The following is a 23,996-nucleotide window of genomic DNA, read 5'->3' as shown; positions in this document are numbered from 1 at the left end:
TTTTCGTATCATGGAATAGAGGTGATAAATGGCATTTTCTAATAAGGAGGTAAGTCATGTTTTTGAAAAGAGTAAAACTGCTGCAGGAAAATAGCTATAATTCCAATGCCTATCCATTTACCATACCAGCTCTCCAGCAACTGAATGAACTGGATTTCAAGAAACCTGTCACCTTCTTCGTCGGTGAAAATGGCAGCGGGAAATCGACATTAATGGAAGCAATCGCAGATTTGTGCGGATTCAACACAGCTGGGGGCGGGCGTAACAATACATATGACCTGGAAGCATCTGAAGCTGCGCTTTCTGATCATATTCGGCTATCCTGGCTGCCTAAGGTGACCAAGGGCTTCTTCCTGCGGGCAGAATCTTTCTATCATTTTGCTTCACATATAGATGACATCGGCTCTATTCAAGCCTACGGCGGAAAATCACTGCATCATCAATCCCACGGGGAAGCTTTTCTTTCTTTGTTTCAGAATCGATTTGGAGGCAAGGCAATATACTTACTCGATGAGCCGGAGGCAGCACTATCACCGCAACGCCAGCTTACGTTTCTCCGTATCATCCATGATTTAGAGAAGACAGGGGAAGTGCAATTTATCATTGCTACCCATTCACCAATCTTGCTTGGTTATCCGGGAGCGGAGATTTTGCACTTCAGTGAGGACGGAATTCGGTCTATGGTATATGAAGAGACGGAGCATTACCAGATTACGAGAGGTTTTTTGGAGAATAGGGAAGGGTATTTGAAGCATTTGTTTCAAGATGGATAATGACGAAGTAAGCCTGCCTATTTTTTAGGTGGGTTCTTTTCTATATGTCATTCCTGTACAATAAAAAGAAAAATATGGAATTCAGGAGGATTACTTTATGTCAGTCATATACAAAGAAATGAACACTGAAGAAGTACAGCAGTATATTGAATTTGAAATTCCTAACTATGCGGAAAATGTATCTGCTAATCTCGGTATTCCAAAAGAGACAGCTCTTAAAGATGCCGACAAACAGCTGCACAGTTTATTAACAGAAGAAAACAGAAAGAAAGATCATTTTATTGGGCACGTAGTTTGCCAAGATAAGAAAGAGAATGTTGGTATCATTTGGTACAACATTCAGCCAGAAAGGGACAGGATTTTTATTTTCCACATCTACATATTTGAAACATTCCGTAAGAGGGGCTATGCCAGTGCTGCGCTGACTCTCTTAGAAGAAGTGTCGAAACAAGAAGGTATTGGCACAATTGCACTGAATGTATTTGCTAACAACGCGGGTGCGCAGCATGTATATAGTCGGCTAGGTTATGAGACGGTATCAATGGTGAAGACAAAGAAACTTTGAGGTGGGAATCATATGGGAATACGATTATGTAAAGATGATGATTTGAAAGCATGCAGCGATACCTATGCCAAAGTTTTCAATGAAGCTCCATGGAATGAAGCCTGGACTACAGAAACTGCATTTTCTTACTTGATTGATTTTTATCAAACACCTGGTTTTACAGGAATTGTTGCGACAGAAAATGAGGAAGTGATTGGCTTTCTCTTCGGTGTGAAAAGGAAATGGTGGTCTGGTGATGAATTCTTTATAAACGAGATGTGTGTACGAACTGACCAGCAGAGTAAAGGCGTCGGCAAGGCTCTTATGGAGTACCTTATTGGAACTACAGATGCAGAGACAATCTCCTTGCTGACAGACCGTGGATTGCCAGCAGAAACTTTTTATAAGCGAAACGGGTTCAAGGAGATTGAGAGAATTATGTTCATGAGCAGGGACGTTTAAAAATAGTAGAAAAGAGGTGCATGAATGAAAAAAACAGTTCTTATTTTTCTTACTGACCAATATGCGGATTGGGAAGTGAGCTATGTAGCAGCAGAACTGCAAGCACCGCATTCAGAGTATCAGGTGAAGACTGTCACGCTGGATGGAAAGCCAGTTTCATCTATAGGAGGATTCAAGGTTCTCCCAGATTATAGTTTAGCAGAAACAAAGACTATCGACTTTCACATGCTTATCTTGCCAGGCGGCAACACGTGGAGACAGCCCGAAACTGTCCCAGTAAAAGAGCTGGTTGCACACTGTGTGGCAAACAATATTCCTGTGGCAGCCATTTGTGATGCAACTGTTTTTCTTGGAAGGTATGGTTTCTTGGAAGGCCGGAAGCATACAAGCAATACCTTGGAATATCTGAAGGAAGGTGCTCCAATTTATACTGGGGAAGAAGATTATATTGATGCACAATCAGTCCGAGATGGAAACTTGATTACAGCTAATGGAACCGCACCTTTGGAATTTGCGCAAGATATCCTAAAACTGCTGGCTGTACAGGAAGACGAGAAGATTGATAGATGGTATAGGTTTTTTAAAGAAGGTTCTATTGTTTCATCGAGGTAGACAGCTTTACTGTGGCATAAGGAGGCATTTACTATGTATGCCTCTTTTCTATGGAATAGAAAATATGGTGTCGGGATCCGTACTGTATGAGCGGATTCAATAGATCGGGGTGATAGAATTTGCTGTCAAAGAGACAGATTGGAATTCTTGAATTGATGGAACTCGGGGACGAGTATACTGGTGAACAGATTGCAGGTATGCTAGGCGTAACAGCGAGAACAGTAAGGGCTGATATGCGCGTGTTGTCTAGTACCTTATCAACTTTCGGAGCGGTCATCGATTCGAAAAGGGGCAAGGGTTATAGACTGACCGTGCATGATCCTGAAGCTTATAATCGTATGAAAATGCAGACGCAAGAGATGGAGGATCAATCAGACCGTGTTGTAAAATTAGCCCTTTTACTGTTACAAAGAAAGACTTTCTTGAAATTAGAGGAAGCTGCAGAAACACTGTATGTTAGCGAATCTACCGTTAAGAATGATCTGAGAGTACTAAAAAAAGATTTGGAATCCAGAGGTCTTGCTGTTATCACAAAGCCGAAATATGGGATACGTATTATTGGATCTGAACGACAGCTGAGAAATGTGTATCGTTCATTTCTTGAAGCAGATGCTATTATACCTGGACTTAAGGATAAACGGTATCAAGAGCTTCGGGAGTTAGTCGTTTCAGTACTCAAGGAAGAAGATACATTAGTAACGGATATAGGTGTGGATAATCTAGTAATTCATATTTGGATTGCTAGTGAACGGATGGATGCAGGTTTAGTTGCAGATATATCCCAATCAGATCAGGAATCTATTACTCGATCGAAGGAATACCAAGTGGCACAAAAGCTTGCGAAAAGTGTTGGGATTGTACTGGGAGTAGACCTGCCAAAAGACGAGATTGTATACATGACAATGCATATACTAGGAGCTAAGTCGGTTTCTTATGAAGAAAAAGGAGTGAAAGATTTTACGAAAGTTGTAGAGCCCCGAGTCATGGAAATCTCAAGAGAGCTGCTACGTATCGTGGATAACCATATGCAGCTTGCACTTTCGACGGATAATGAGCTGCTCTGTGGTATCGCTCTGCATCTTAAACCAGCATTGAACCGCTTCAAATACGGACTCACAATTCGGAATCCAATGCTTTCAGAGATCAAGCAAGCATATCCAGAAGCGTTTGATGCCAGCGTATTGATGGGTAAGAAATTGCAGGAACTGACAGATGTAGCGATTAATCAAGATGAACTAGGCTACTTAGCTTTACATGTCGGAGCTGCAATGGCAAGACAAGAAAGTCAGCGTGTAAAGAAGCGTGCTTTGGTCGTATGTGCAACTGGGATAGCTAGTTCGCAGCTGCTGTACTATAAACTGCGAGCACGATTTAGCGGGAGGATGGAAGTTGCAGGTACGTGCAGTGCTGCAGATTTACAAAGACGGTCACTTGAAGATATTGATCTTATTATCAGCACAGTGCCGTTGACGAGTACCTTGTCTACACCAATTGTAAATGTTCATACGTTGCTTCGGGAGTCTGATGTAGGTCAGATTGAACGTATACTTACGGATAGAAAGCAAACCCTATCAGCCTATATCCGGGCAGATCATATCTTTTTACAACAAACCTATACTAATCGGGATGATGTTTTGCAGTTTCTGGTTGAGCAAATGAAAAAGCGCTTCGTTGTCCCATCTAATCTACTGGCACTTATAAAGGAACGAGAAGAGATGGCTCCGACATTCCAGGAAAACCTTGTTGCAGTCCCACATCCTATTTATCCAGTTATGGATGAACCAGTGGTGCTCTGTTGTACGCTGCAGCAGCCGATTGATTGGGGAGGAAATGAAGTACAAGTCATATTCCTTTTCTGTATACCAAAACAATATAATGAGGGTTTGCAGCAGCTTTACGAAAGTATGGTCGTTTTCATCGAAGATAGACAGAAAGTGAAACAGCTTATACACGCACAGGATTTAGCAGCCTGTCTCCCCCTGTTAAGCTGATAGTTTTCCTATGAATGAGGAAAAACAATGTATGTAAATGTAAGCGCTTTTATAATAGACTCTGGTATAAGCGAAGGGGGAGAGTCAGATGGGCAAGAAAATGGATAAATTCACAGGTGCCTTGGAAAGCGTAGCTTATACCATATCCAACCAGAAGCACATAAAGGCGATTAAGCAATCATTCGTAACCTTGATGCCAGTCATTATTGTCGGGGCGTTTGCAGTCCTGGTCGAGAATATGATTCTGGATCCGGAGACTGGTTTAGCAGCCTTCGGTATGTTTTCATTCTTGGCTGAATTACAAGGAATCATGGGCGCAATAAATTATGCAACATTGAATTTCATTACCATTGCAGCAGTGGTACTGATCGGGATAGAACTTGGGAGAATCAATGGTCACAAATCATTATTCCCAGGCTTGATGGCCTTAATGTCGTATATCTCCGTCATACCAACAACGGTATTACTAGAGGTCGACGGTTCTTTGCAAGAAGTGGTCAATGTATTAGCTAGGGAGTTCTCAGATCCGAAAAGTCTTTTCCTTGGCATGTTCATTGCTCTCATATCTGTAGAACTGTTCACCTGGTTTTCCAAGATGGATAAACTTACGATTAAGATGCCTGACAGTGTTCCATCCAATGTAACGACATCGTTTGCTTCTTTATTTCCATCGATTATTACGGTAACGATTATTGCCAGCTTCGGGTTTGCATTCCATCGATTAACAGGTATTTATTTACATGAAGCAGTCTATAACGTGATACAGCGTCCCTTGGAGTCTGCTATTCAAGGTTTGCCGGGTATCTTGCTACTTATGTTCGTTGCACAATTTTTCTGGGTAATCGGTATTCATGGGAACCAGATGATCAAGCCGATACGGGAACCGCTTTTACTCGGGTCTATAGCAGTCAATATGAATGCTTACGCTGCCGGTGAGGAAATCCCAAATATCATCACGATGCCTTTCTGGGATGTTTACATGAACATCGGAGGCTCGGGTGTCACAATCGGACTTCTGGCTGCGATATTCATTGCAGGGAAAAAGCAGGAGATGCGCAGTATTGCAAAGCTATCCGCAGGACCGGGTGTATTCAACATTAATGAGCCTGTCATTTTCGGTGTACCAGTCATGTTGAATCCTATTCTGGCGATTCCATTCATCATTACTCCGCTAATTACGGGTACAATTGGATATATTGCAACTGTTATCGGATTTGCAGATAAAGCTGTCGTCATGGTTCCGTGGACAACGCCGCCGATTATTAATGCATGGTTATCTACAGGCGGCAGCTGGGGAGCGGTCGTTACCCAATTGATTTGTATAGCTGCTTCCATTGTGATCTACCTGCCTTTCATTTTCATCGCGAACCGCACACGCAGACTAGATGAAGGTAACAAAGATGAAAGTAGTACAAAGATAGTATAGTTACTAGATCTTGCTCTACTGTCATTCATCAGATTGACGTGAAAAAACGGCGGCAGATGTGACGTATCAGCAAGTCATCCATTCAAGGTTACTGAACTGTGCAGATAAGGAATACAAATAATAGGGGGTAACAGTATGAAGCGAATTCTACTAGCCTGCTCAGCAGGTATGTCAACATCGATGGTTGTATCAAAGATGAAAAAGGCAGCAGATGCTTTAGGGGGAGAGGAGTATTATATCTATGCTATCCCGGAAGGAGCAATAGAGGAAGAATTGCAAGCACATCACGATGAAGTGGTCGTCATCATGTTAGGTCCTCAAGTCAGATTTGCTAAACGAGCAACAGAAAAGCGAGCAGCACCATATGGTATTCCTGTGGATGTAATGGATGTAAAATTGTATGGCACTGCTGATGGAGAGAAGTTATTGGAAAAAGCGCTGCAGTTAGCAAGTCAGCGACAATAGGAGGGGATCTGGTGAAAGAGACATTAGAAGAAATGCAGCAGGCAGCCTTCCAGATCATAGCGCATGCGGGGGATGCTCGCAGTCATTACGTAGAGGCCATGCGATTGGCAAGAGGAAGGGATTTTGAGGGAGCAAAATCTGCAATGGCATCAGGAGATAAAGCATATAACCAGATTCATAAAGTGCATGTTTCCTTTATTCAAAGAGAAGCAACAGGGGAAATGCTGCCGTTTTCACTGCTTCTTGCACATGCGGAGGATCAGATGTTATCTAGTGAAACTATCAAGATAATGGCGAGTGAGTTTTTGGCACTGTGTACAGAATTGCTTCCCGTCAAAATAGATCAACACTCAAAATAATGAGCAGCATCAGAACACTTATCAATAAGGCTAAAATAGACTCAAGCCAATGCTTGAGTCTATTTACGATTTAGATATTAACGACTAAATTTTCAGAATTATAAATGTTATAATAGGGGTGAACAATTCTACTATCAGGAGGAACCCTATCTTGCAAACAAGTCACGATGTGTATACGAGAATATCGGAAATTCTAGAAGGTAAAAGTAAAGAGTTGACTGCTGTCAGCGATCGAATATGGGGTTTTGCAGAGACGAGATACGAAGAGGTCCAATCTGCAGAAATATTAGCGGCCACTTTGGAAGAAGAAGGTTTTGAGGTGCAGCGAAATGCAGGTGATATTGAGACAGCATTTGTTGCTAGCTTCGGAAGCGGGAAGCCGGTCATTGCATTCCTAGGCGAGTACGATGCATTATCTGGTTTGAGTCAGCAAGCAGACAGCGCAACGAAGGATCCGATAGAAGAAGGCGGCAATGGACATGGCTGCGGACATAACCTGCTTGGTACAGGCGCGATGGCGGCTGCAATTGCAGTGAAACAGCTGATGGAAGAAACCGGACTGGAAGGAACACTGCGTTATTATGGGTGTCCGGCAGAAGAAGGCGGAGGCGGTAAGGCCTTTATGGCTCGAGCGGGTCTCTTCGATGATGTAGATGTGGCGCTAACATGGCATCCATGGGATGAAAATCAAGTCTATCATGCTAGAATGCTGGCGACATGCCAAGTATATTTCCGTTTTACTGGGACAAGCAGCCACGCAGCTTTCAGTCCGCACCTTGGCAGAAGCGCCTTGGATGCAGTTGAGCTGATGAACATCGGTTCCAATTTCCTGCGGGAGCATATCATTCCAGAAGGACAGCTGCATTATGCGATTACCGATACTGGTGGAATGAGCCCGAATGTTGTACAGGCTAATGCAGAGGTACTTTACAAAATCCGTGCTCCTAAAATGGGTCAGGTTGAAGAGATTCTAGAGCGGGTCAAAGACGTAGCAAGAGGAGCAGCCTTGATGACAGGAACCAAATTGGAAATCCAATTCGATGCGGCTTCAGCAGATCTGATTCCAAATGAAACGCTAGGAAAGCTGATACATAAGCATTTGGTAGCAACTGATGCTCCTAACTATTCAGAAGAAGAGTTTGCATTTGCCCAAGAGGTACAGCAGACATTCAGTGCAGAAGAAAAAGCTGTAATACAGAAAAATGATAATAAAGTGCTCGCACAGGGCATCTTAGACTTCCCTCCAGTACCAGGCTTCTTCAAAGGATCAACAGATGTTGGTGACGTCAGCTGGCTTGTCCCTACCGGTCAGATCTATGTTACTACCTGTGCTTATGCAACACCATTCCATAGCTGGCAGCTTGTTACGCAAGGAAAAACATCTATTGCCCATAAAGGCATGCTGTTCACAGGTAAGGTGCTGGCTGCATCTGCTATAGAATTATTAGAGAAGCCTGAGCTGCTCGAAGGAATAAAGACAGAACACCAGACCAATCTTGGTGGAGAAACGTATAGATCATTGATTCCGTCCGATACGAAACCTGCTCCAATTAAAAGAAAAAAATAAGTTCAAGAAGACGTTTCCTCGGAAATGTCTTCTTTTTTTATGCCAATTATTCAACTTGTACGTTTATGTTGAGAAAAAGTAATTGATTGTACGTACCAATTGAGGTAAAATCACAATATGAAGTCAAATATACGTACAAGAAGAGGTGGACCTAATGCTGGAGGAATTAAAGGAACAGGTACTGCAAGCGAATTTAGACCTTCCAAAGCATGAGCTGGTAACTTTTACGTGGGGAAATGTAAGCGGTATCAATAGAGATGCCGGGCTGGTGGTTATCAAGCCGAGTGGTGTGGCATATGAGAAGCTGACGGTAAAGGATATGGTAGTTGTTAACCTGGATGGCGAAGTAGTAGAAGGCGACATGAAGCCTTCATCAGATACCGCGACTCATCTGGTTTTGTATAAGCATTTTGAAGATATTGGCGGAATCGTCCATACGCATTCTACGTGGGCAACATCCTTTGCACAATCAGGCAAAGGGGTGCCTGCACTTGGTACAACTCATGCGGACTACTTCTATGGAACTGTCCCTTGCACCCGGCCGATGACCGGACAAGAGATTCAAAAGGACTATGAGCTGGAGACGGGTAATGTGATTGTAGAGACATTCCGGACGAAGGGGCTTGATCCAAATCAGGTGCCGAGTGTGCTTGTACACAAACATGCTCCTTTCAATTGGGGAAAAACACCGGCCGAAGCGGTACATAACGCTGTAGTGCTGGAAGAAGTGGCTAAGATTGCACATCTGTCTTATCAGCTGGATCAGCAGGTGGAGGATATGGACCAGCAGCTTTTGGATAAACATTATCTACGAAAACACGGGGCTGACGCATACTACGGCCAGACCACTTAGGAGGAGAATTCCATGGGTACGGAAAAATATTCGATTGGAATTGATTATGGAACACAATCCGGCAGAGCTGTGCTCGTCCGGCTTCAAGATGGAATGGAAATAGCAGAGCATGTGACGGAATATCGTCATGGTGTAATGGATGTAAAACTACCGCATTTGGATAAAGCACTTGGCTATGAATGGGCGCTGCAGCATCCAATGGACTACCTCGATGTACTGCGCCAATCAGTGCCGGCGGTTATGCAGGCTGCGGGAGTAGAGCCGGCTGATGTTATTGGACTCGGAATAGATTTTACTGCTTGTACAATTTTACCGGTGGATGTAAATCTTGAACCACTATGCTTCGATCCGGCATTTCGTGATAATCCGCACAGCTGGGTAAAGCTTTGGAAGCATCATGCTGCGCAGGAAGAAGCGAATAAGCTGAATGACATTGCCGGTGAGCGTGGAGAGGAATTCTTAGCTCGCTATGGCGGGAAAATCAGCTCGGAATGGATGATACCGAAGATATGGCAAATAGCTGATGAAGCTCCTGAAATTTATGAGGCTGCTGATCAATTTATCGAAGCAACAGATTGGGTCATCTCCCAGCTGACAGGTGAACTGAAACGAAACAGCTGCACAGCTGGTTATAAAGCAATCTGGCATAAGCAGGACGGCTACCCAACCGCAGACTTTTTCGAAAGCCTGCAGCCAGCAATGCGGGATTTGGCTGATACGAAGCTGCGTGGAGAAGTTTATCCTCTCGGAACAAAAGCTGGAGAACTCCAGAACTCATTTGCAGCATCTATGAATCTATCACCAGGTATTGCAATTGCAGTAGGAAATGTCGATGCCCATGCAGCAGTTCCTGCAATGGGTGTTGTGACTCCTGGAAAACTTGTTATGGCAATGGGCACATCCATTTGTCACATGCTGCTTGGTACAGAAGAGCGGACGGTTGAAGGAATGTGCGGTGTTGTCGAGGATGGCATTATCGAAGGCTACTATGGCTATGAAGCTGGACAGTCTGCTGTTGGGGACATTTTTGGCTGGTTTGTCGACGAGCAAGTGCCGGCTTATGTCTATCGTCAGGCAGAAGCTGCCGGGCAGAATGTGCATCAATGGCTGGAGGAGCGAGCTAGTACGTATCGTCCAGGAGAAACAGGATTGTTGGCGCTTGACTGGATGAACGGTAACCGTTCGGTACTCGTTGACACAGAATTAAGCGGCATGGTGCTCGGACTGACGCTGGCGACAAAGCCTGAAGAAGTGTATCGCGCATTGCTCGAAGCAACAGCATTTGGTACACGTAAAATTGTAGACGCTTTCCATCAAAGTGGTGTTGCGGTAGAAGAGCTTTATGCATGCGGCGGTTTGCCGCAGAAGAATAAATTGCTCATGCAAATTTTCGCAGACGTAACGAACCGACCTATTTATATTGCTGACTCCGTGCAAACGCCAGCTGTCGGTGCAGCAATGTTCGGTGCTGTAGCTGCTGGTGCAGAAGCAGGCGGATATGACAGCATCCTTGATGCGGCTGAAAGAATGGCCAGAGTGAAGGAAGAAGTTATCCAGCCGATACCGGAAAATGTGGAGATCTATGAGCTTATTTATCAGGAATATAACACACTGCACGATTACTTTGGCAGGGGAGCCAACGACGTGATGAAGCGCTTGAAAACAATTCGGTCGCAGTCTGAAAGAAAACTCACAGTACAAAAATAAAGGGGGAGCTATGATGTTGCAAGTAAAGCCATATGTTTTCTGGTTCGTGACAGGAAGCCAGCACTTATACGGAGAAGAAACGCTTAATCAAGTGCAGGGGAACTCTGAGGATTTGGTAAACAAACTGAATGAACAAGGAACATTACCGTTTCCAATCGCCTTCAAGGAAGTGCTGACAAATGCAGCTGATATTCAGCGTGTAAGTCTGGAAGCGAATGCAGATCCAGAATGTGCAGGGTTGATCACTTGGATGCACACATTTTCACCTGCAAAGATGTGGATTGGCGGATTGAAGACATTACAGAAACCATTGCTGCATTTGCACACGCAATACAACCGTGATGTGCCATGGGATACAATCGATATGGACTTTATGAACCTGAACCAATCCGCTCATGGTGACCGCGAATATGGCTTCATGGGAACGCGTCTCAATAAAGCTAGAAAAGTCATTGTTGGATATTGGGGCAACAAAGACATACAAAATCGGGTCGCGGATTGGATGACGACTGCCGTAGGATTTAATGAGAGTCAGCAGATCAAAGTAGCACGCTTTGGTGATAATATGCGCACGGTAGCGGTCACAGACGGTGATAAGGTCGAAGCTCAGATTAAATTTGGCTGGACTGTCGATTATTACGGTATCGGTGATCTTGTTGCCGAAATGAAGGAAGTTAGTGAATCCGACGTTGATGAATTGATATCGACGTATAAGGAATCTTATGATCTTCCGACAGAAGAAGATCAGCTAGCTTCTGTTCGGGAGCAGGCGCGCATTGGAGTTGCATTGAAGCGTTTCTTAGATCGCGGAGGTTATCAGGCATTCAGCACAAACTTTGAAGATCTGCACGGTATGAAGCAGCTCCCAGGTCTTGCTGTCCAGCACCTAATGGCACAGGGCTATGGCTTTGCCGGAGAAGGAGACTGGCGTACAGCAGCACTTGTGCGTTTGCTGAAGGCGATGGCAAATAATGATAGGACATCCTTTATGGAGGATTACACGTATCATTTAGAAGAAGGTAATGAACTAATTCTAGGATCGCACATGCTGGAGGTCTGTCCGACAGTGGCAGTAAATCGACCGTCCATCCAAGTGCATCCGCTCGGTATCGGCGGCAAGGAAGATCCGGCTCGCATTGTATTTGACGGTATTGCCGGTGAAGCGGTCAATGTCTCAATTATCGAGCTCGGCGGACGTTTCCGCATGATTATCAACAAAGTGGACGCTGTCGAATCTGAAAAAGAAACACCGAATCTACCGGTTGCCAAAGTACTTTGGAAGCCGCAGCCGTCCTTGAGCGAAGCAACAGAAGCGTGGATCTATGCTGGTGGTGCCCATCATACGGCGCTGTCGTTTGCGCTCACAGCAGAGCAGCTTGAGGACTTTGCGGAATTGGTCGGCATTGAATGTGTGACGATTGATAATAATACAAACCTAAAACAGTTCCGGAAAGAGTTGCAGTGGAACCAGTTGGTATGGAAATAAGATCAATTTGTCATTCTTTATAAAATCGAAAGAAAAACCAAAAAGGGGCGTAGAAGCCCCTTTTTTTTGTCACACTCTTTCTAGTTAAATTTCGATTATAAATTAAAGTATTGCACACACCTTTTTTTACTTCAGAATATCCAGTAAATCCTCTAATTTAGTTATTTCAAAATCCGGATGAAGCGGAAGGTGGTTCGGCAGTCTGCCTGGGTTGAACCAGCAGGTGTCCATACCAGCCATATTTCCTCCTTGGATATCTGCTACTAAGGAATCTCCGATGATCAATGAACGTTCTGGTTCAATTCCAGGAACGCGTTCAAACACATAATCAAAGAAACCTGCCATCGGTTTTTGGAATCCGGTATCTTCAGAAACAAAAACAGACTGGAAGTAAGGAAGCAGTCCGGTCGCTTTCAGACGGCGGAATTGTGTCTCAGAAACGCCGTTTGTCACGATGTATAAGGGATAGTGCTCGGACAGTTTTTCCAACACTTCTGCTGCGCCAGCTATCATATGTCTTCCTTGTGCGAGCAGCTCGCGATAAGCAGCATCCAAATCAGCTCCGTCTACTTGCTGGTCATAGAGGGCGAAGAATTCTGTGAATCTGGAACTAACAACAGTATCACGATTGATTTCCCCTTTTTCAAAAGAACTCCACAATCGCTGGTTGATGGTGCGGTACGCAGTCATAGCTGCTTCATCTGATGGCAGACCGTGCTGGTTGAATAGAAGCGGCAGAGCTTCTTGCTCGGTTTTTGTGAAGTCTAGAATGGTGTTGTCAACGTCAAAAAATAAAGCATCATATTGTTTTGTCATGTTGTCTTCCTCCAGTTATTAGGAATAGATTGATTGATGTGCTAGCTGCTCAAGCTTTTCCCAGTCTTTTATAGATATTGCCCCTTTGCGGCGTTTAATAATGCCTTCCTTAGCTAATGTAGAAAGTAAACGGTTCACATGCCGAGAGGTCGTCCCGATATGATCCGCAATATCGCTTGTTCGGCTAGTTGGCAAGGGGCCGGTCAGCTGTCTGCCGTCATCTGCTGTCATCACAAGCATTAGATAGCTAGCTAACCTGGTGAGTGCTCCGTGTGTCAGACTGAAACTGAACGCTCTTGATTTCAGCTGGAATTTCTCTGTTACTTCGCAGAGCAGGAGCTGCAGAAATAGCGGATATGAAGCCGCGTATGTATGTAGTGAATCAATTGGTATCCCGATCAGATGGACAACACTCGCAGCCTCTACTGTATGTAATGCATCTATCTGTTTGATATATTCTATATCACCAAATAATTCAAAAGCTTGCTTGAATGAAACAATCAGTTTTTTGCCATTCTCTGCAACATAGGATACAGTAGCTTTCCCTTTAACGAGCAGATACAGCTGCGTTACGTGTTCTCCTTGTGCGCAGATAGCATCACCGATACTGGCGCTGTATAAACAAAAATGATTCATAACTTCAGATGGGAAGTGCTGCCTGATTCCATATTTCTCTATATAAAATTCTAGCAGCGTTTCGTCATGTATAAGTTGCATACACAGGCCTGCCTTTTACTTATATTATATGTACGTAGATTGAAAAGGAAAGGACATATGTCCCGATCGTATCATATCGTTATCTAATCGGCAAAAGACGGAAGAAATCTTCCCCTTACCATCACATGGCTTTTGATTGAATGTATTTATAGCAACATAGTGCCCAATCCTCTCTCATGTGTTATGCTAACTTATACGAACATGTGAAGGAAGCTGGTGTAAGTTATGCAGACAAAGTATGCAATTGTAAAACAGGCAATAAAGTCCAAAATCCTCGATGGTACGTATGAGCCACATGCAAAGATTCCGTCTGAGAGTGAGATGATGAAGCAATTTGATGTGAGCCGTCATACCGTACGGCTGGCAATTGGTGAGTTGGTAAATGAAGGCTGGCTTTACAGAGAACAAGGTGCGGGTACATTCTGTGCTGATCGGTCGAAACATCAGCTGCAGCAGAACGCTATGCAAAATAAAAATATTGCCATCGTAACGACGTATATCTCCGATTATATTTTCCCATCAATCATTCGCGGAGCAGAAGCGTATTTAAGTGATCGCGGCTATAATGTGAGCCTGTTCAATACGAATAATGATCATGAAAAAGAGCGGGAGTATTTAGAGAGGATTATCACTACAGGATTTGACGGTGCTATTATTGAGCCAACCAAGAGTGCATCTGCCAACCCGAATATCAACTATTATTTGAATTTGGAGCGGCTGCAAATTCCATATATTATGATTAATGCTTATTATGATGCTCTGGAGCCGTATCGAGTACTTGTCGATGACGAGCGTGGTGCTTTTTTGCAAACAGAGCATCTCATCAAGCAAGGACACCAGGATATTATCGGTTTCTTCAAAACGGACGACATGCAGGGAACGCTGCGGATGAAAGGTTATTTAAAGGCGCATCGCGAATATAAAGTGCCAATTAATCCGAAGCATATCGTGACATACAGTACGGAGGAGAAACATGACAAACCAATACAGGAGCTTGAAGCATTATTGAATCAAACAGATGCCAAGCCAACTGGATTGGTATGCTATAATGATGAACTGGCTATCAAACTGATCAATGTGCTGCGAGAACGTAATATGAAAATTCCTCAGGATATGTCGATTGTAGGCTTTGATAATTCCTTCCTGACTGAATTATCGGAAGTGAAACTGACTTCTGTTGAACACCCGAAAGCAGAGCTTGGCAAGGCAGCTGGTAAATTGATTCTGGATCTAATCGAGAGTAATCAGGGCAAAGGCTCTGAAGGGGCGATTGAGAGTGTTGTCTTCCCGACAAAGCTAGTACCAAGGCAGTCAACCCAAGCCATTAAAGCAGATGCATTAGAAAAAATAAAGTAAACAGATGGAGCTGAGTTAATCAGCTCCATTTTTTTATAACTTGTTGAATAAGTATTCTATATCATTTCTCATTGTAAAATCTTGTTCGTATAAGTTGTAAAGATAATATTGTAAAACTTATTGACTGATTAGGAGAGCGGTGATAGGATATATGTAACACGCATCGTATAGGCCGACACACCAAAATGTATGCGCTATCATCTAGACTATTCCCAAGTTGGCCGAGTACGGAAAGGGAGGTATGACCTCTTTAGTAAACGCTTTCAAATACTGCTTGTTGAGTCTAAAAATGAGGGGGTAGCTTTATGAAGAAGGTCTTGAAGGCACTGATGATCGGTTTGATGATCATCGTACTGGTTGCTTGTAGCAAAGGCAGTGGTGGTGGAGGCAGTGAAGCGGATGAAACGGAAGTTGTCGGTGCAGATCTGGAGAATGCAACAGAATTGACTTATTGGACATTTGTTGGTCAACATATGGATTTATTCAAGGATTCAGCCGAACGCTGGAATGAAGAATTCCCGGATCGACCAATCAAGCTCGTAGCTGAAACGTATCCATACGATAATATGCATAATAACCTGCTGCTTAGTCTGCAATCAGGTAAAGGTGCACCGGATATTGCGGATATCGAATTAAGTAAGTTTCCGAACTTTTTACAAGGAACACCGCAGCTTGAGCCAATGAACGAATATGTAGAGCCGGTACTTGCTGATTCCGTAGAGGCTCGTTTTGATCTATATGCAAAAGAAGGCGATTATTATGGCGTTCCGACTCATGTAGGTGCAACTGTCATGTATTATAATACAGAAATTATGGATCAAGCTGGAGTGGATATCGATTCCATTCAGACGTGGGATGACTTCGTAGAAGCCGGTAAACAAGTGACGGAAAAGACAGATGCAGTTATGTGGAACGTCGGTACAGGCGACTTTCTGATGGATTTGTGGCCGATGGTTTCACAGCAGGATTCAGATTTCTTTGATACGGAAGGAAATTTGACATTGGATAACGAAACCAATGTAAATACCCTTCAATTCTTGTATGATGCCATTTATACAGAAAAAATTGCTGAACTTACTCCTGGTGGAATGAACCAATCAGAGGATTTCTATAAGTATTATTCAGAAGGAAAATCAGCTGCTATCCTAGCGCCGCTTTGGTACATGGGACGTTTCCTTGATAACATGCCGGAAATGGAAGGTAAAATTGCCATCAAGCCGCTTCCTGCCTGGGAAGAAGGCGGTAAAAGATCGGCTGGTATGGGTGGTACAGGAACAGTCGTAACCAATCAGTCAGAAGAGACGGACTTGGCGAAGGAATTCCTGGCTTATACAAAGATCTCGGAAGAGGGAAGCATCAACCTATGGAAGGTTCTCGGATTTGACCCGCCTCGCTGGGATGTATGGGAAAGTGAAGCAGTCAGAGAAGATAACGAGTATTATCAATTCTTTGGTGAAGGTATCTTCGATATGCTCTTGGAGATAAAGGATGAGATTAACACACTAAATATTACCGAAAATACACCGGATGTTTCGACGGAGTATAATACTATAATTGCAGATTCTGTGCTGAGGCAGAAGAATAAGACTCCTGAGGAAGCAATGAAAGAAGCTGCTGATAAAATTGAAAGTAGTATGAAGTAATAACTAGGACTCTAAAACCCCAAGCAGCAATTCAGCAGCTTGGGGTTTTTATATTTCTTCCATCTAATGCAAAAAACGCTTGTTTTTACAGACACATCTGTCTATACTGAATATATAAACTTATACGTACATATTTCTGGATGTGGAGATATTAGGTGGAATATGTTCGTACGTGATGCGATATGTGTCACCTTCTTTTTTTACCTTAATTGTAAGCGTTATCAAAAAAGAAAGAGGAGTGGGGATAAATGGCAGAAAAATTGCAAGCGAAGATGGTTTTAGATAAGAGTTATCAAATAAGCGAAGTCGACAAGCGAATTTACGGATCATTTATTGAACATCTAGGTAGAGCAGTGTATGGCGGTATTTACGAGCCAGACCATCCCGATGCAGATGAACAAGGTTTTCGAAAAGATGTTATTGACTTGGTGAAAGAGCTGCAAGTGCCTATCGTTCGTTATCCTGGTGGAAATATGGTATCTGCTTACAACTGGGAAGATGGTGTCGGACCAAAGGAAAGTCGACCAAAACGACTGGAGCTGGCTTGGCGAACAATCGAGACGAATGAAATAGGAACAAATGAATTTGTGGATTGGGCGAAAAAAGCACAAGCGGAAGTCATGATGGCAGTGAACCTTGGTACGCGTGGTATTGATGCAGCGCGTAATTTGATTGAATATACAAATCATCCGAGCGGTACGTACTGGAGTGATTTGCGCAGGGAGCATGGATATGAGCAGCCGCATAACATTAAAACCTGGTGTTTAGGAAATGAAATGGATGGACCGTGGCAGGTAGGGCATAAAACAGCAGCTGAATACGGCAGAATAGCCAAAGAGACAGGCAAGGCTATGAAACTCGTTGATCCGAGTATTGAACTTGTAGCGTGCGGCAGCTCAAATACGGATATGCCGACTTTCCCGGAGTACGAGGCGACAACGCTTGATATCGCATATGACGAAGTGGATTATATTTCACTGCATCAATATTACGGAAACAGCTCCAATGACCCGGCCAACTATTTGGCGAAGAACATGGATATGGATCATTTCATCAAGACTGTAACTGCTACCTGTGATTACATTAAAGCAAAGCATCGCAGTAAGAAAACAATCAACTTGAGCTTTGATGAATGGAACGTATGGTATCACTCCAGAGAGCATGATGAAAAGCTGGATCCATGGACAGTCGCACCACCACAGCTGGAGGACGTCTACAATTTCGAAGACGCGCTTTTAGTAGGAAGCATGCTCATCACTTTGCTCCGTCATGCTGATCGCGTGAAGATGGCTTGCATGGCACAGCTAGTGAACGTCATTGCGCCGATTATGACTGAAAACAATGGCCAATCTTGGAAACAGACAATCTATTATCCTTATTTGCACGCATCCGTTTACGGTCGAGGAATCAGCTTGCAGCCAATCCTTTCTTCTCCTAAGTATGATAGCAAAGACTTCACAGATGTACCGTTCATTGATAGTGCTGCTGTCTATGATGAGCAGGAAGAAGCATTGACGATTTTCCTAGTGAATAAGCACTTGGAAGAATCTATCCCGCTCGATGTGGATGTCAGGAGTTTTGAAGGGTATGAAATTGCAGAGCATATCGTGCTTGAGCATCACGATCTGAAGGCTGCCAATACAAAGGACACGACACGCGTTGCACCGCATGGCAAAGGAGAATCAAGTTTGGTAGACGGCAGATTGAAGGCACAATTGAATCGGACTTCTTGGAATGTTATCCGGCTGCAAAAAGCCAGAACAAATTAAGGGTGAGGGGGGGATTGTAATGAATACAGTTACGCCAGTATCACCGGTGAGAACACGGAAGAAACAGAATAAGTTCCTCCGGTTTCTGAATTCAAAAAAGGTAGTACCATTCGTTTTCATATCGCCATTTGTACTGTCTCTGCTCCTTTTCACAGTGTATCCGGCTATTCAGGGAGTAATCATGAGTTTCCAGAGCGTGCTTCCTGGACAAGTGGAATTCATCGGAATGAGTAACTATGAGCGAGTACTGAATCCGACATTTTATCGGGCTGTGTCGAATACGACGGCTTACGTGGTTTTTACCGTAATAATTCTGACCATCATTCCGATGGTACTTGCGGTTATCCTGAACTCGAAGCATGTCCGCTTCCGGACGCTTTTCCGGGCATCGCTTTTCATACCGGCGCTTACATCGACGATTGTCGGTGGTATGATTTTCCGCTTCATGTTTAGTGAGCAGCAAGGGGCGGTCGCAAACCAACTCATTGGGGTGTTCGGCTTTGATCCACTCAAGTGGATGTTTACTCCATGGGCAGCAATCGGTCTTATGGTCTTGCTTGCCTGCTGGCGCTGGATCGGTGTGAATATCCTCTACTTCTTAGCAGCCTTACAAAATGTACCGGATGAGATGTACGAAGCTGCTGAAATTGATGGCGCCACCAGATTGCAGCGCTTCCGTTTCATAACGATGCCGATGCTGAAGCCGATCATTATTTTCGTTAGTACGATTACAATCATCAACGGCTTCCGTATGTTCGAAGAAAGTTATGTTTTCTGGGCTGTAGGATCTCCTGGTAACATCGGCCTTTCGATTGCGGCCTATATATACCAGCAAGGTATTCAGCAAAATGACATGGGCTTCGGAGCTGCACTTGGTGTCGTACTAATGCTTATCATCTTTGTGATCAGCATTATCTATTTGATTGCTACCGGTACATTCAAGAAAGGAGATAGATGATGAAAAAGAATAATAACAAACTGCTGGGAGTTGTCGCTACAGTTGTCATGGCTATTGTCAGTTTGATAGCACTATTCCCGATCATCAGTATCGTGCTATCTTCGTTCATTCCTTCCGGCTCCTTGATGCGAAACGGTATTTCATTCAGTTTCCCTTGGGATGAACTGACGCTTAGCAATTACACATACATCTTTACACAATCAGCAGAATATTGGACTTGGTATGGAAACAGCCTATGGATTTCAGCGTTGATGATTGTTCTGTCTCTGTTCTTTTCTTCCATGGTTGGTTATGCGCTGGCGATGTACGATTTCAAAGGAAGCAATATCTTCTTCGTTGCGGTGGTATTCATTTTGATGGTGCCATTTGAAATCCTAATGCTGCCGCTATTCCGTCTTATGATGGATATGATGCTGATTGATACGTATCTAGGGGTGATACTGCCAGGTATCGTAGCACCGGTGGCAGTCTTCTTCTTCCGGCAATATGCACTTGGTTTGCCAAAAGAGCTGATGGATGCTGCCAGGATTGACGGGTCGACCGAATACGGCATCTTCTTTAAAATCATGCTGCCGCTGATGGGACCTTCACTAGCAGCGATGGCAATCCTGCAAGGTCTTGGCAGCTGGAATAACTTCCTGTGGCCATTGCTCGTTCTTCGTTCGAACGATATGTTCACGTTGCCGCTTGGTCTGGCTACACTGCTTACGCCGTATGGAAATAACTATGACGTCTTGATTGCTGGGTCTGTTATGACAATTATTCCGATTGTGATTCTGTTTATCTTCTTCCAGCGCTATTTCATTTCCGGATTGACTGTGGGCGGCGTCAAAGGCTGAGTAAGAGTTTTGATTAGAAAGGAGTTAAAACCATGCTGAAGAAAGCGATGAAGAATCTCGATAAGTCTCTCTTGTGGATCACCCGATTTGCACACTTGAATGCATTGTTTCTGCTATACAGCCTCTTAGGACTGGTCGTTGCCGGAGTTGCTCCGGCAACGGTAGCTGCATTGCAGGTTTCTCGCCGGATTCTGAATGGAGAGGAAGTAAAGGTGCACCAAGCATTCCGCAAAGCATTTAAACAGGAGTTCTGGTCAGCAAACAAGTTAGGGTGGCTCCTTGGAGCAGCAGGTTTCATCCTGTATACAAACTATCTGCTTATTAGACAGGCGGATGGACAGTTATTCTTCCTGGTGCCTTTCCTTTTCTATGTACTCATTTTCTGCTATATGACGGTTGTGCTCTGGAGCTTTCCGCTGCTGGCGAATTATAAGGCAGGAACGTTCCAAGTCATCAGGAGCGCGTTCATCATTGGGCTGACGAGATTCCATATGACGCTATCGATCGGTATACTTCTGTTCGCGCTTTTGTATCATAGTATCGGCTTGCCGGTGCTGCTGCTGTTCTTCTGTTTCAGTATCAGTGCGTTTGGCTGGATGTGGCTGAGTATGAAGGTATTCTCCACAATGAAACAAGAAGAACAGTTAGCCAGTTAGTTTATTTTGATAGATTGGAGCGATAAGCATGTCAACAAAATTGATCATTCAAGCTGATGTCACAGAAGGGAAAATTAATAAAAACATATACGGTCATTTCGCGGAGCATCTTGGCAGAGGGATATATGAAGGAATCTGGGTCGGAGAGGATTCTTCCATACCGAATACAAAAGGCATCCGCAACGATGTACTGGAGGCACTCAAAAAGCTGAACATCCCGGTACTACGCTGGCCTGGTGGTTGTTTTGCAGATGAATATCACTGGAAAGATGGAGTTGGCCCTCGTGAAGAGCGCAAGCGCATGGTTAATACCCATTGGGGAGGAGTTGTGGAGAACAACCATTTCGGAACACATGAATTCTTCACACTTTGCGAGCTGCTCGGAGCAGAGCCATACATTTGCGGAAACGTTGGCAGCGGCACCGTCCAGGAAATGTCTGAGTGGGTCGAGTACATGACATTCGATGGCGAATCACCGATGACGGCTTGGCGCCAGGAAAACGGTCGCCAGGAGCCGTGGAAGCTGACGTATTTCGGTGTTGGTAATGAGAACTGGGGCTGCGGTGGAAATATGCGGCCGGAATATTATGCAGATCTCTATCGTCGCTATCAGACGTATGTACGCAATTACGGCGACAACAAACTGTATAAGATTGCAGGCGGAGCAAATATCGACGATTACAAGTGGACAGAGGTACTCATGCAAGAAGCAGCACCGATGATGGACGGATTAAGCCTTCATTATTACACGATTCCGGGAGATTTCTGGCTTGGTAAGGGCTCTGCTACTGATTTTTCCGAAGACGAATGGCATCTGACGCTGAAGCGTGCTCTTCATATCGAAGAATTGATTGAGAAGCACGGCACTATCATGGATAAATACGATCCTGAGAAACGCGTTGGACTGATCATTGATGAGTGGGGAACTTGGTTCGATGTGGAACCTGGCACTAACCCAGGCTTCCTGTATCAGCAAAATACAATCCGTGATGCTCTCGTAGCAGGTGCTTCACTCAATATCTTCAATAACCATAGCGAACGAGTTCAGATGGCGAATATTGCGCAAACAGTCAATGTATTGCAGGCGATGATCCTGACAGAAGGACAGGAAATGATCAAGACACCGACGTATCATGTATTTGATTTGTATCAAGTGCATCAAGATGCGGAACGTCTTTCGTCTCATCTGGAATCAGATGAAATAAAGCATGGTGAATTGGCTTATCCAACTGTCAGTACTTCTGTATCCAGAGGAAAAGACGGCAAGATTCATGTTAGCTTCTGTAATCTGGATCACACAAATGAGGTTACAGTAGATACAGAGCTTCGCGGTGCAACACTCGGAACTGTAAGCGGCAAAATTCTCACATCAGACAAGAGAGATGCCCGCAATACGTTTGATGCGCCTAGTGACGTGGAGGTAGTCCCGTTTGCGAATTTCGCCGAGCAGGATGGCGGATTACAAGTTACTTTACCAGCTATGAGCGTGACGGTTTTGACAATCGAGGAGGGTGCCTGATGCAGTTATCAGCAGATATGCTGGCATTAGCAGATGAATACGGGATAAGCTCGGACACTTTTCCGCGCTTGCAAGTGGAAGCTGGAGCACTCTCATCAATTGGAGCTTACTTGAAGGAGAAGGGCTTGAACAAAGCTGTCCTTGTTATGGATGCTCAGACTAGAGCAGCCGCAGGGGACAAACTGGCAGCGCTGCTTGAAAGAGAGAACATCCAGATTCAGACGATTGAACTTTTAGCGAATCATCACGGTCAAGTGAACGCCGATGAAGCTTCGCTTGTACAGGTGCTTGTTGAAACACCGGTAGATACAGATGTCCTGTTGGCAGTAGGGTCTGGAACGATTCATGATATCACACGTTTCTGCAGCCAGAAGCTTTCTATTCCATTCGTGTCAGTTCCAACAGCAGCATCAGTCGATGGCTTCACCTCCAAAGGAGCGCCACTGATCCTGCGGGGAGTGAAGCAGACAATCCAGACAGCTGCTCCGGTGGCAGTGTTTGCCGACTTGGATGTGTTATGTGCAGCTCCTAAGCCACTTACAGCCGCTGGCTTCGGAGATATTTTAGGAAAGTTCACTTCACTGCTTGATTGGGAAATCTCCGCAAGAGTTGGAGGAGAAGCCTATAATGCATTGGCTGCCAAAATGACACGACATTCGCTGGACACTTGTGTCGATCATGTCGAGGAAATTGCCAAGGCGGATGAAGCGGGAATACGAATTTTAATGGAAGCATTAATCGAATCTGGTCTTGTCATGCAGGTGTTGGATTTCTCCCGACCTGCTTCAGGAGCAGAGCATCATTTGTCCCACTATTGGGAGATGCATTTGCTTGAAACAGATAAACGACAGCTTCTTCATGGAGCTAAAGTTGGTGTTGCTTGCAGCATCATTACGGAATTATACAAAAGCTGGATTGAGCAGTTTGATCCTTCAGAAGCAAAAGGAGCTTATGCTTCAGGGTTAGTGGAGAATTGGGAAGAAATCAGTTTGATGATTGCTGCGCTCCCGACGCCGGAAGCACTGCAATATTATTTGTACCAGGTCGGAGCACCTGCTTCTGCTGAGGAAATTGGGATAGGTTCAGAGCTTGTACAGGACAGCTTGAATGAAGCGTATCATTTGCGTGATCGCTGCACTGGTCTGCTTCTTATCAATCAATTTAAGAAAGAACAGATCAGCTACCCACCGCAGGATCGGATCGGCACTCGATGACTTGCCGGACTTGTCTGCAAAAGAAAAGCTATACAGTGGAGGAAGTGACAGCACTTGTTGCAGATCAATTAGCATTGGAACCTATTTTGGCTGAAAAAAGCACAGTTTCTGCTCGTTTAGCAATCTGTTCAAATTGTCCATCGCTTTCAGCAGATCATACTTGTGCGCGTTGCGGCTGTTTTGTTGCGTTCCGAGCCTCCCTTCCGGATAAACGCTGCCCAGATCCTGACGGAAATCGCTGGCAGCAGGTATAATCTAAGCAAG

Annotated in this window: 23 protein-coding genes; 21 read left to right on the top strand and 2 right to left on the bottom strand. The window is 44.3% G+C overall.

The window, feature by feature from the left end; all coding sequences use genetic code 11:
• The first annotated feature begins 56 nt into the window (after positions 1-56).
• The 12 genes from CHH48_RS09735 to araA all read left to right on the top strand — a co-directional run bounded on the left by CHH48_RS09735 (position 57) and on the right by araA (position 12,245).
• Positions 57-773, top strand: a complete 717-nt coding sequence (locus CHH48_RS09735) for an AAA family ATPase (protein WP_095218952.1) — start codon at positions 57-59, stop codon at positions 771-773.
• Positions 774-870: 97 nt separating this feature from the next.
• The gene (locus CHH48_RS09730; RefSeq protein WP_095218951.1) at positions 871-1,338 is read left to right on the top strand and encodes a GNAT family N-acetyltransferase; all 468 of its coding nucleotides are present in this window, start codon (positions 871-873) and stop codon (positions 1,336-1,338) included.
• Between the two features lie 12 nt (positions 1,339-1,350).
• Entirely contained in the window at positions 1,351-1,779 is a 429-nt protein-coding gene (locus CHH48_RS09725; protein ID WP_095218950.1) for a GNAT family N-acetyltransferase, read from the top strand.
• A 24-nt stretch (positions 1,780-1,803) separates the two neighbouring features.
• A complete protein-coding gene (locus CHH48_RS09720) occupies positions 1,804-2,391 on the top strand; it encodes a type 1 glutamine amidotransferase family protein (RefSeq protein ID WP_095218949.1) in 588 nt (195 codons plus the stop codon).
• A 119-nt stretch (positions 2,392-2,510) separates the two neighbouring features.
• Positions 2,511-4,382: a BglG family transcription antiterminator gene (locus tag CHH48_RS09715; RefSeq protein ID WP_095218948.1), complete on the top strand. Its 1,872-nt coding sequence runs from the start codon at positions 2,511-2,513 to the stop codon at positions 4,380-4,382.
• Between the two features lie 88 nt (positions 4,383-4,470).
• Positions 4,471-5,808 (top strand): PTS sugar transporter subunit IIC, encoded by a 1,338-nt coding sequence (locus CHH48_RS09710; protein WP_095218947.1) that lies wholly within the window; start codon positions 4,471-4,473, stop codon positions 5,806-5,808.
• Between the two features lie 135 nt (positions 5,809-5,943).
• Positions 5,944-6,273, top strand: coding sequence for a PTS sugar transporter subunit IIB (locus tag CHH48_RS09705; protein WP_095218946.1), 330 nt, complete (start codon positions 5,944-5,946; stop codon positions 6,271-6,273).
• An 11-nt stretch (positions 6,274-6,284) separates the two neighbouring features.
• Positions 6,285-6,632, top strand: a complete 348-nt coding sequence (locus CHH48_RS09700; RefSeq protein WP_245840342.1) for a PTS lactose/cellobiose transporter subunit IIA — start codon at positions 6,285-6,287, stop codon at positions 6,630-6,632.
• A 151-nt stretch (positions 6,633-6,783) separates the two neighbouring features.
• The gene (locus CHH48_RS09695) at positions 6,784-8,199 is read left to right on the top strand and encodes an amidohydrolase (protein ID WP_245840343.1); all 1,416 of its coding nucleotides are present in this window, start codon (positions 6,784-6,786) and stop codon (positions 8,197-8,199) included.
• A 154-nt stretch (positions 8,200-8,353) separates the two neighbouring features.
• Positions 8,354-9,052: an L-ribulose-5-phosphate 4-epimerase gene (gene araD / locus CHH48_RS09690; protein WP_095218945.1), complete on the top strand. Its 699-nt coding sequence runs from the start codon at positions 8,354-8,356 to the stop codon at positions 9,050-9,052.
• Positions 9,053-9,064: 12 nt separating this feature from the next.
• Positions 9,065-10,759 carry a ribulokinase gene (locus CHH48_RS09685; protein WP_095218944.1) on the top strand — a complete coding sequence of 565 codons (1,695 nt, stop codon included), beginning with the start codon at positions 9,065-9,067 and terminating at the stop codon, positions 10,757-10,759.
• Positions 10,760-10,772: 13 nt separating this feature from the next.
• Complete coding sequence (gene araA / locus CHH48_RS09680; RefSeq protein ID WP_095218943.1) at positions 10,773-12,245, top strand: L-arabinose isomerase; 1,473 nt, start codon at positions 10,773-10,775, stop codon at positions 12,243-12,245.
• Positions 12,246-12,371: 126 nt separating this feature from the next.
• Here araA and CHH48_RS09675 read toward each other — a convergent pair whose 3' ends face one another.
• On the bottom strand, positions 12,372-13,061 hold the full coding sequence (locus CHH48_RS09675; RefSeq protein ID WP_095218942.1) for a YjjG family noncanonical pyrimidine nucleotidase: 690 nt from the start codon (positions 13,059-13,061) through the stop codon (positions 12,372-12,374).
• An 18-nt stretch (positions 13,062-13,079) separates the two neighbouring features.
• Entirely contained in the window at positions 13,080-13,778 is a 699-nt protein-coding gene (locus CHH48_RS09670) for a Crp/Fnr family transcriptional regulator (RefSeq protein WP_095218941.1), read from the bottom strand.
• Positions 13,779-14,003: 225 nt separating this feature from the next.
• Between CHH48_RS09670 and CHH48_RS09665 the strand changes: the two genes are divergently transcribed.
• The 9 genes from CHH48_RS09665 to CHH48_RS09625 all read left to right on the top strand — a co-directional run bounded on the left by CHH48_RS09665 (position 14,004) and on the right by CHH48_RS09625 (position 23,986).
• On the top strand, positions 14,004-15,134 hold the full coding sequence (locus tag CHH48_RS09665; RefSeq protein ID WP_095218940.1) for a GntR family transcriptional regulator: 1,131 nt from the start codon (positions 14,004-14,006) through the stop codon (positions 15,132-15,134).
• Positions 15,135-15,439: 305 nt separating this feature from the next.
• A complete protein-coding gene (locus CHH48_RS09660; protein WP_095218939.1) occupies positions 15,440-16,777 on the top strand; it encodes an ABC transporter substrate-binding protein in 1,338 nt (445 codons plus the stop codon).
• A 248-nt stretch (positions 16,778-17,025) separates the two neighbouring features.
• Entirely contained in the window at positions 17,026-18,546 is a 1,521-nt protein-coding gene (gene arfA, locus CHH48_RS09655) for an arabinosylfuranosidase ArfA (RefSeq protein WP_095218938.1), read from the top strand.
• Positions 18,547-18,565: 19 nt separating this feature from the next.
• Entirely contained in the window at positions 18,566-19,504 is a 939-nt protein-coding gene (locus CHH48_RS09650; protein WP_095218937.1) for a carbohydrate ABC transporter permease, read from the top strand.
• Positions 19,504-20,343 (top strand): carbohydrate ABC transporter permease, encoded by an 840-nt coding sequence (locus CHH48_RS09645; RefSeq protein WP_170937624.1) that lies wholly within the window; start codon positions 19,504-19,506, stop codon positions 20,341-20,343. Before CHH48_RS09650 ends, CHH48_RS09645 begins: the two co-directional genes overlap by 1 nt.
• 32 nt (positions 20,344-20,375) lie before the next feature.
• A complete protein-coding gene (locus tag CHH48_RS09640) occupies positions 20,376-20,999 on the top strand; it encodes a YesL family protein (protein ID WP_095218935.1) in 624 nt (207 codons plus the stop codon).
• Positions 21,000-21,027: 28 nt separating this feature from the next.
• A complete protein-coding gene (locus tag CHH48_RS09635; RefSeq protein WP_095218934.1) occupies positions 21,028-22,518 on the top strand; it encodes an alpha-N-arabinofuranosidase in 1,491 nt (496 codons plus the stop codon).
• Positions 22,518-23,732 carry a sn-glycerol-1-phosphate dehydrogenase gene (locus CHH48_RS09630; protein WP_095218933.1) on the top strand — a complete coding sequence of 405 codons (1,215 nt, stop codon included), beginning with the start codon at positions 22,518-22,520 and terminating at the stop codon, positions 23,730-23,732. The genes CHH48_RS09635 and CHH48_RS09630 overlap by 1 nt, the downstream gene beginning before the upstream one ends.
• Positions 23,729-23,986 (top strand): DUF6171 family protein, encoded by a 258-nt coding sequence (locus CHH48_RS09625; protein ID WP_095218932.1) that lies wholly within the window; start codon positions 23,729-23,731, stop codon positions 23,984-23,986. The genes CHH48_RS09630 and CHH48_RS09625 overlap by 4 nt, the downstream gene beginning before the upstream one ends.
• Positions 23,987-23,996: the final 10 nt, after the last annotated feature.

It is taken from the genome of Terribacillus saccharophilus (assembly GCF_002272075.1).
Lineage (GTDB): Bacteria > Bacillota > Bacilli > Bacillales > Amphibacillaceae > Terribacillus > Terribacillus saccharophilus_A.
This window is presented reverse-complemented; position numbering and strand designations above follow the sequence as displayed.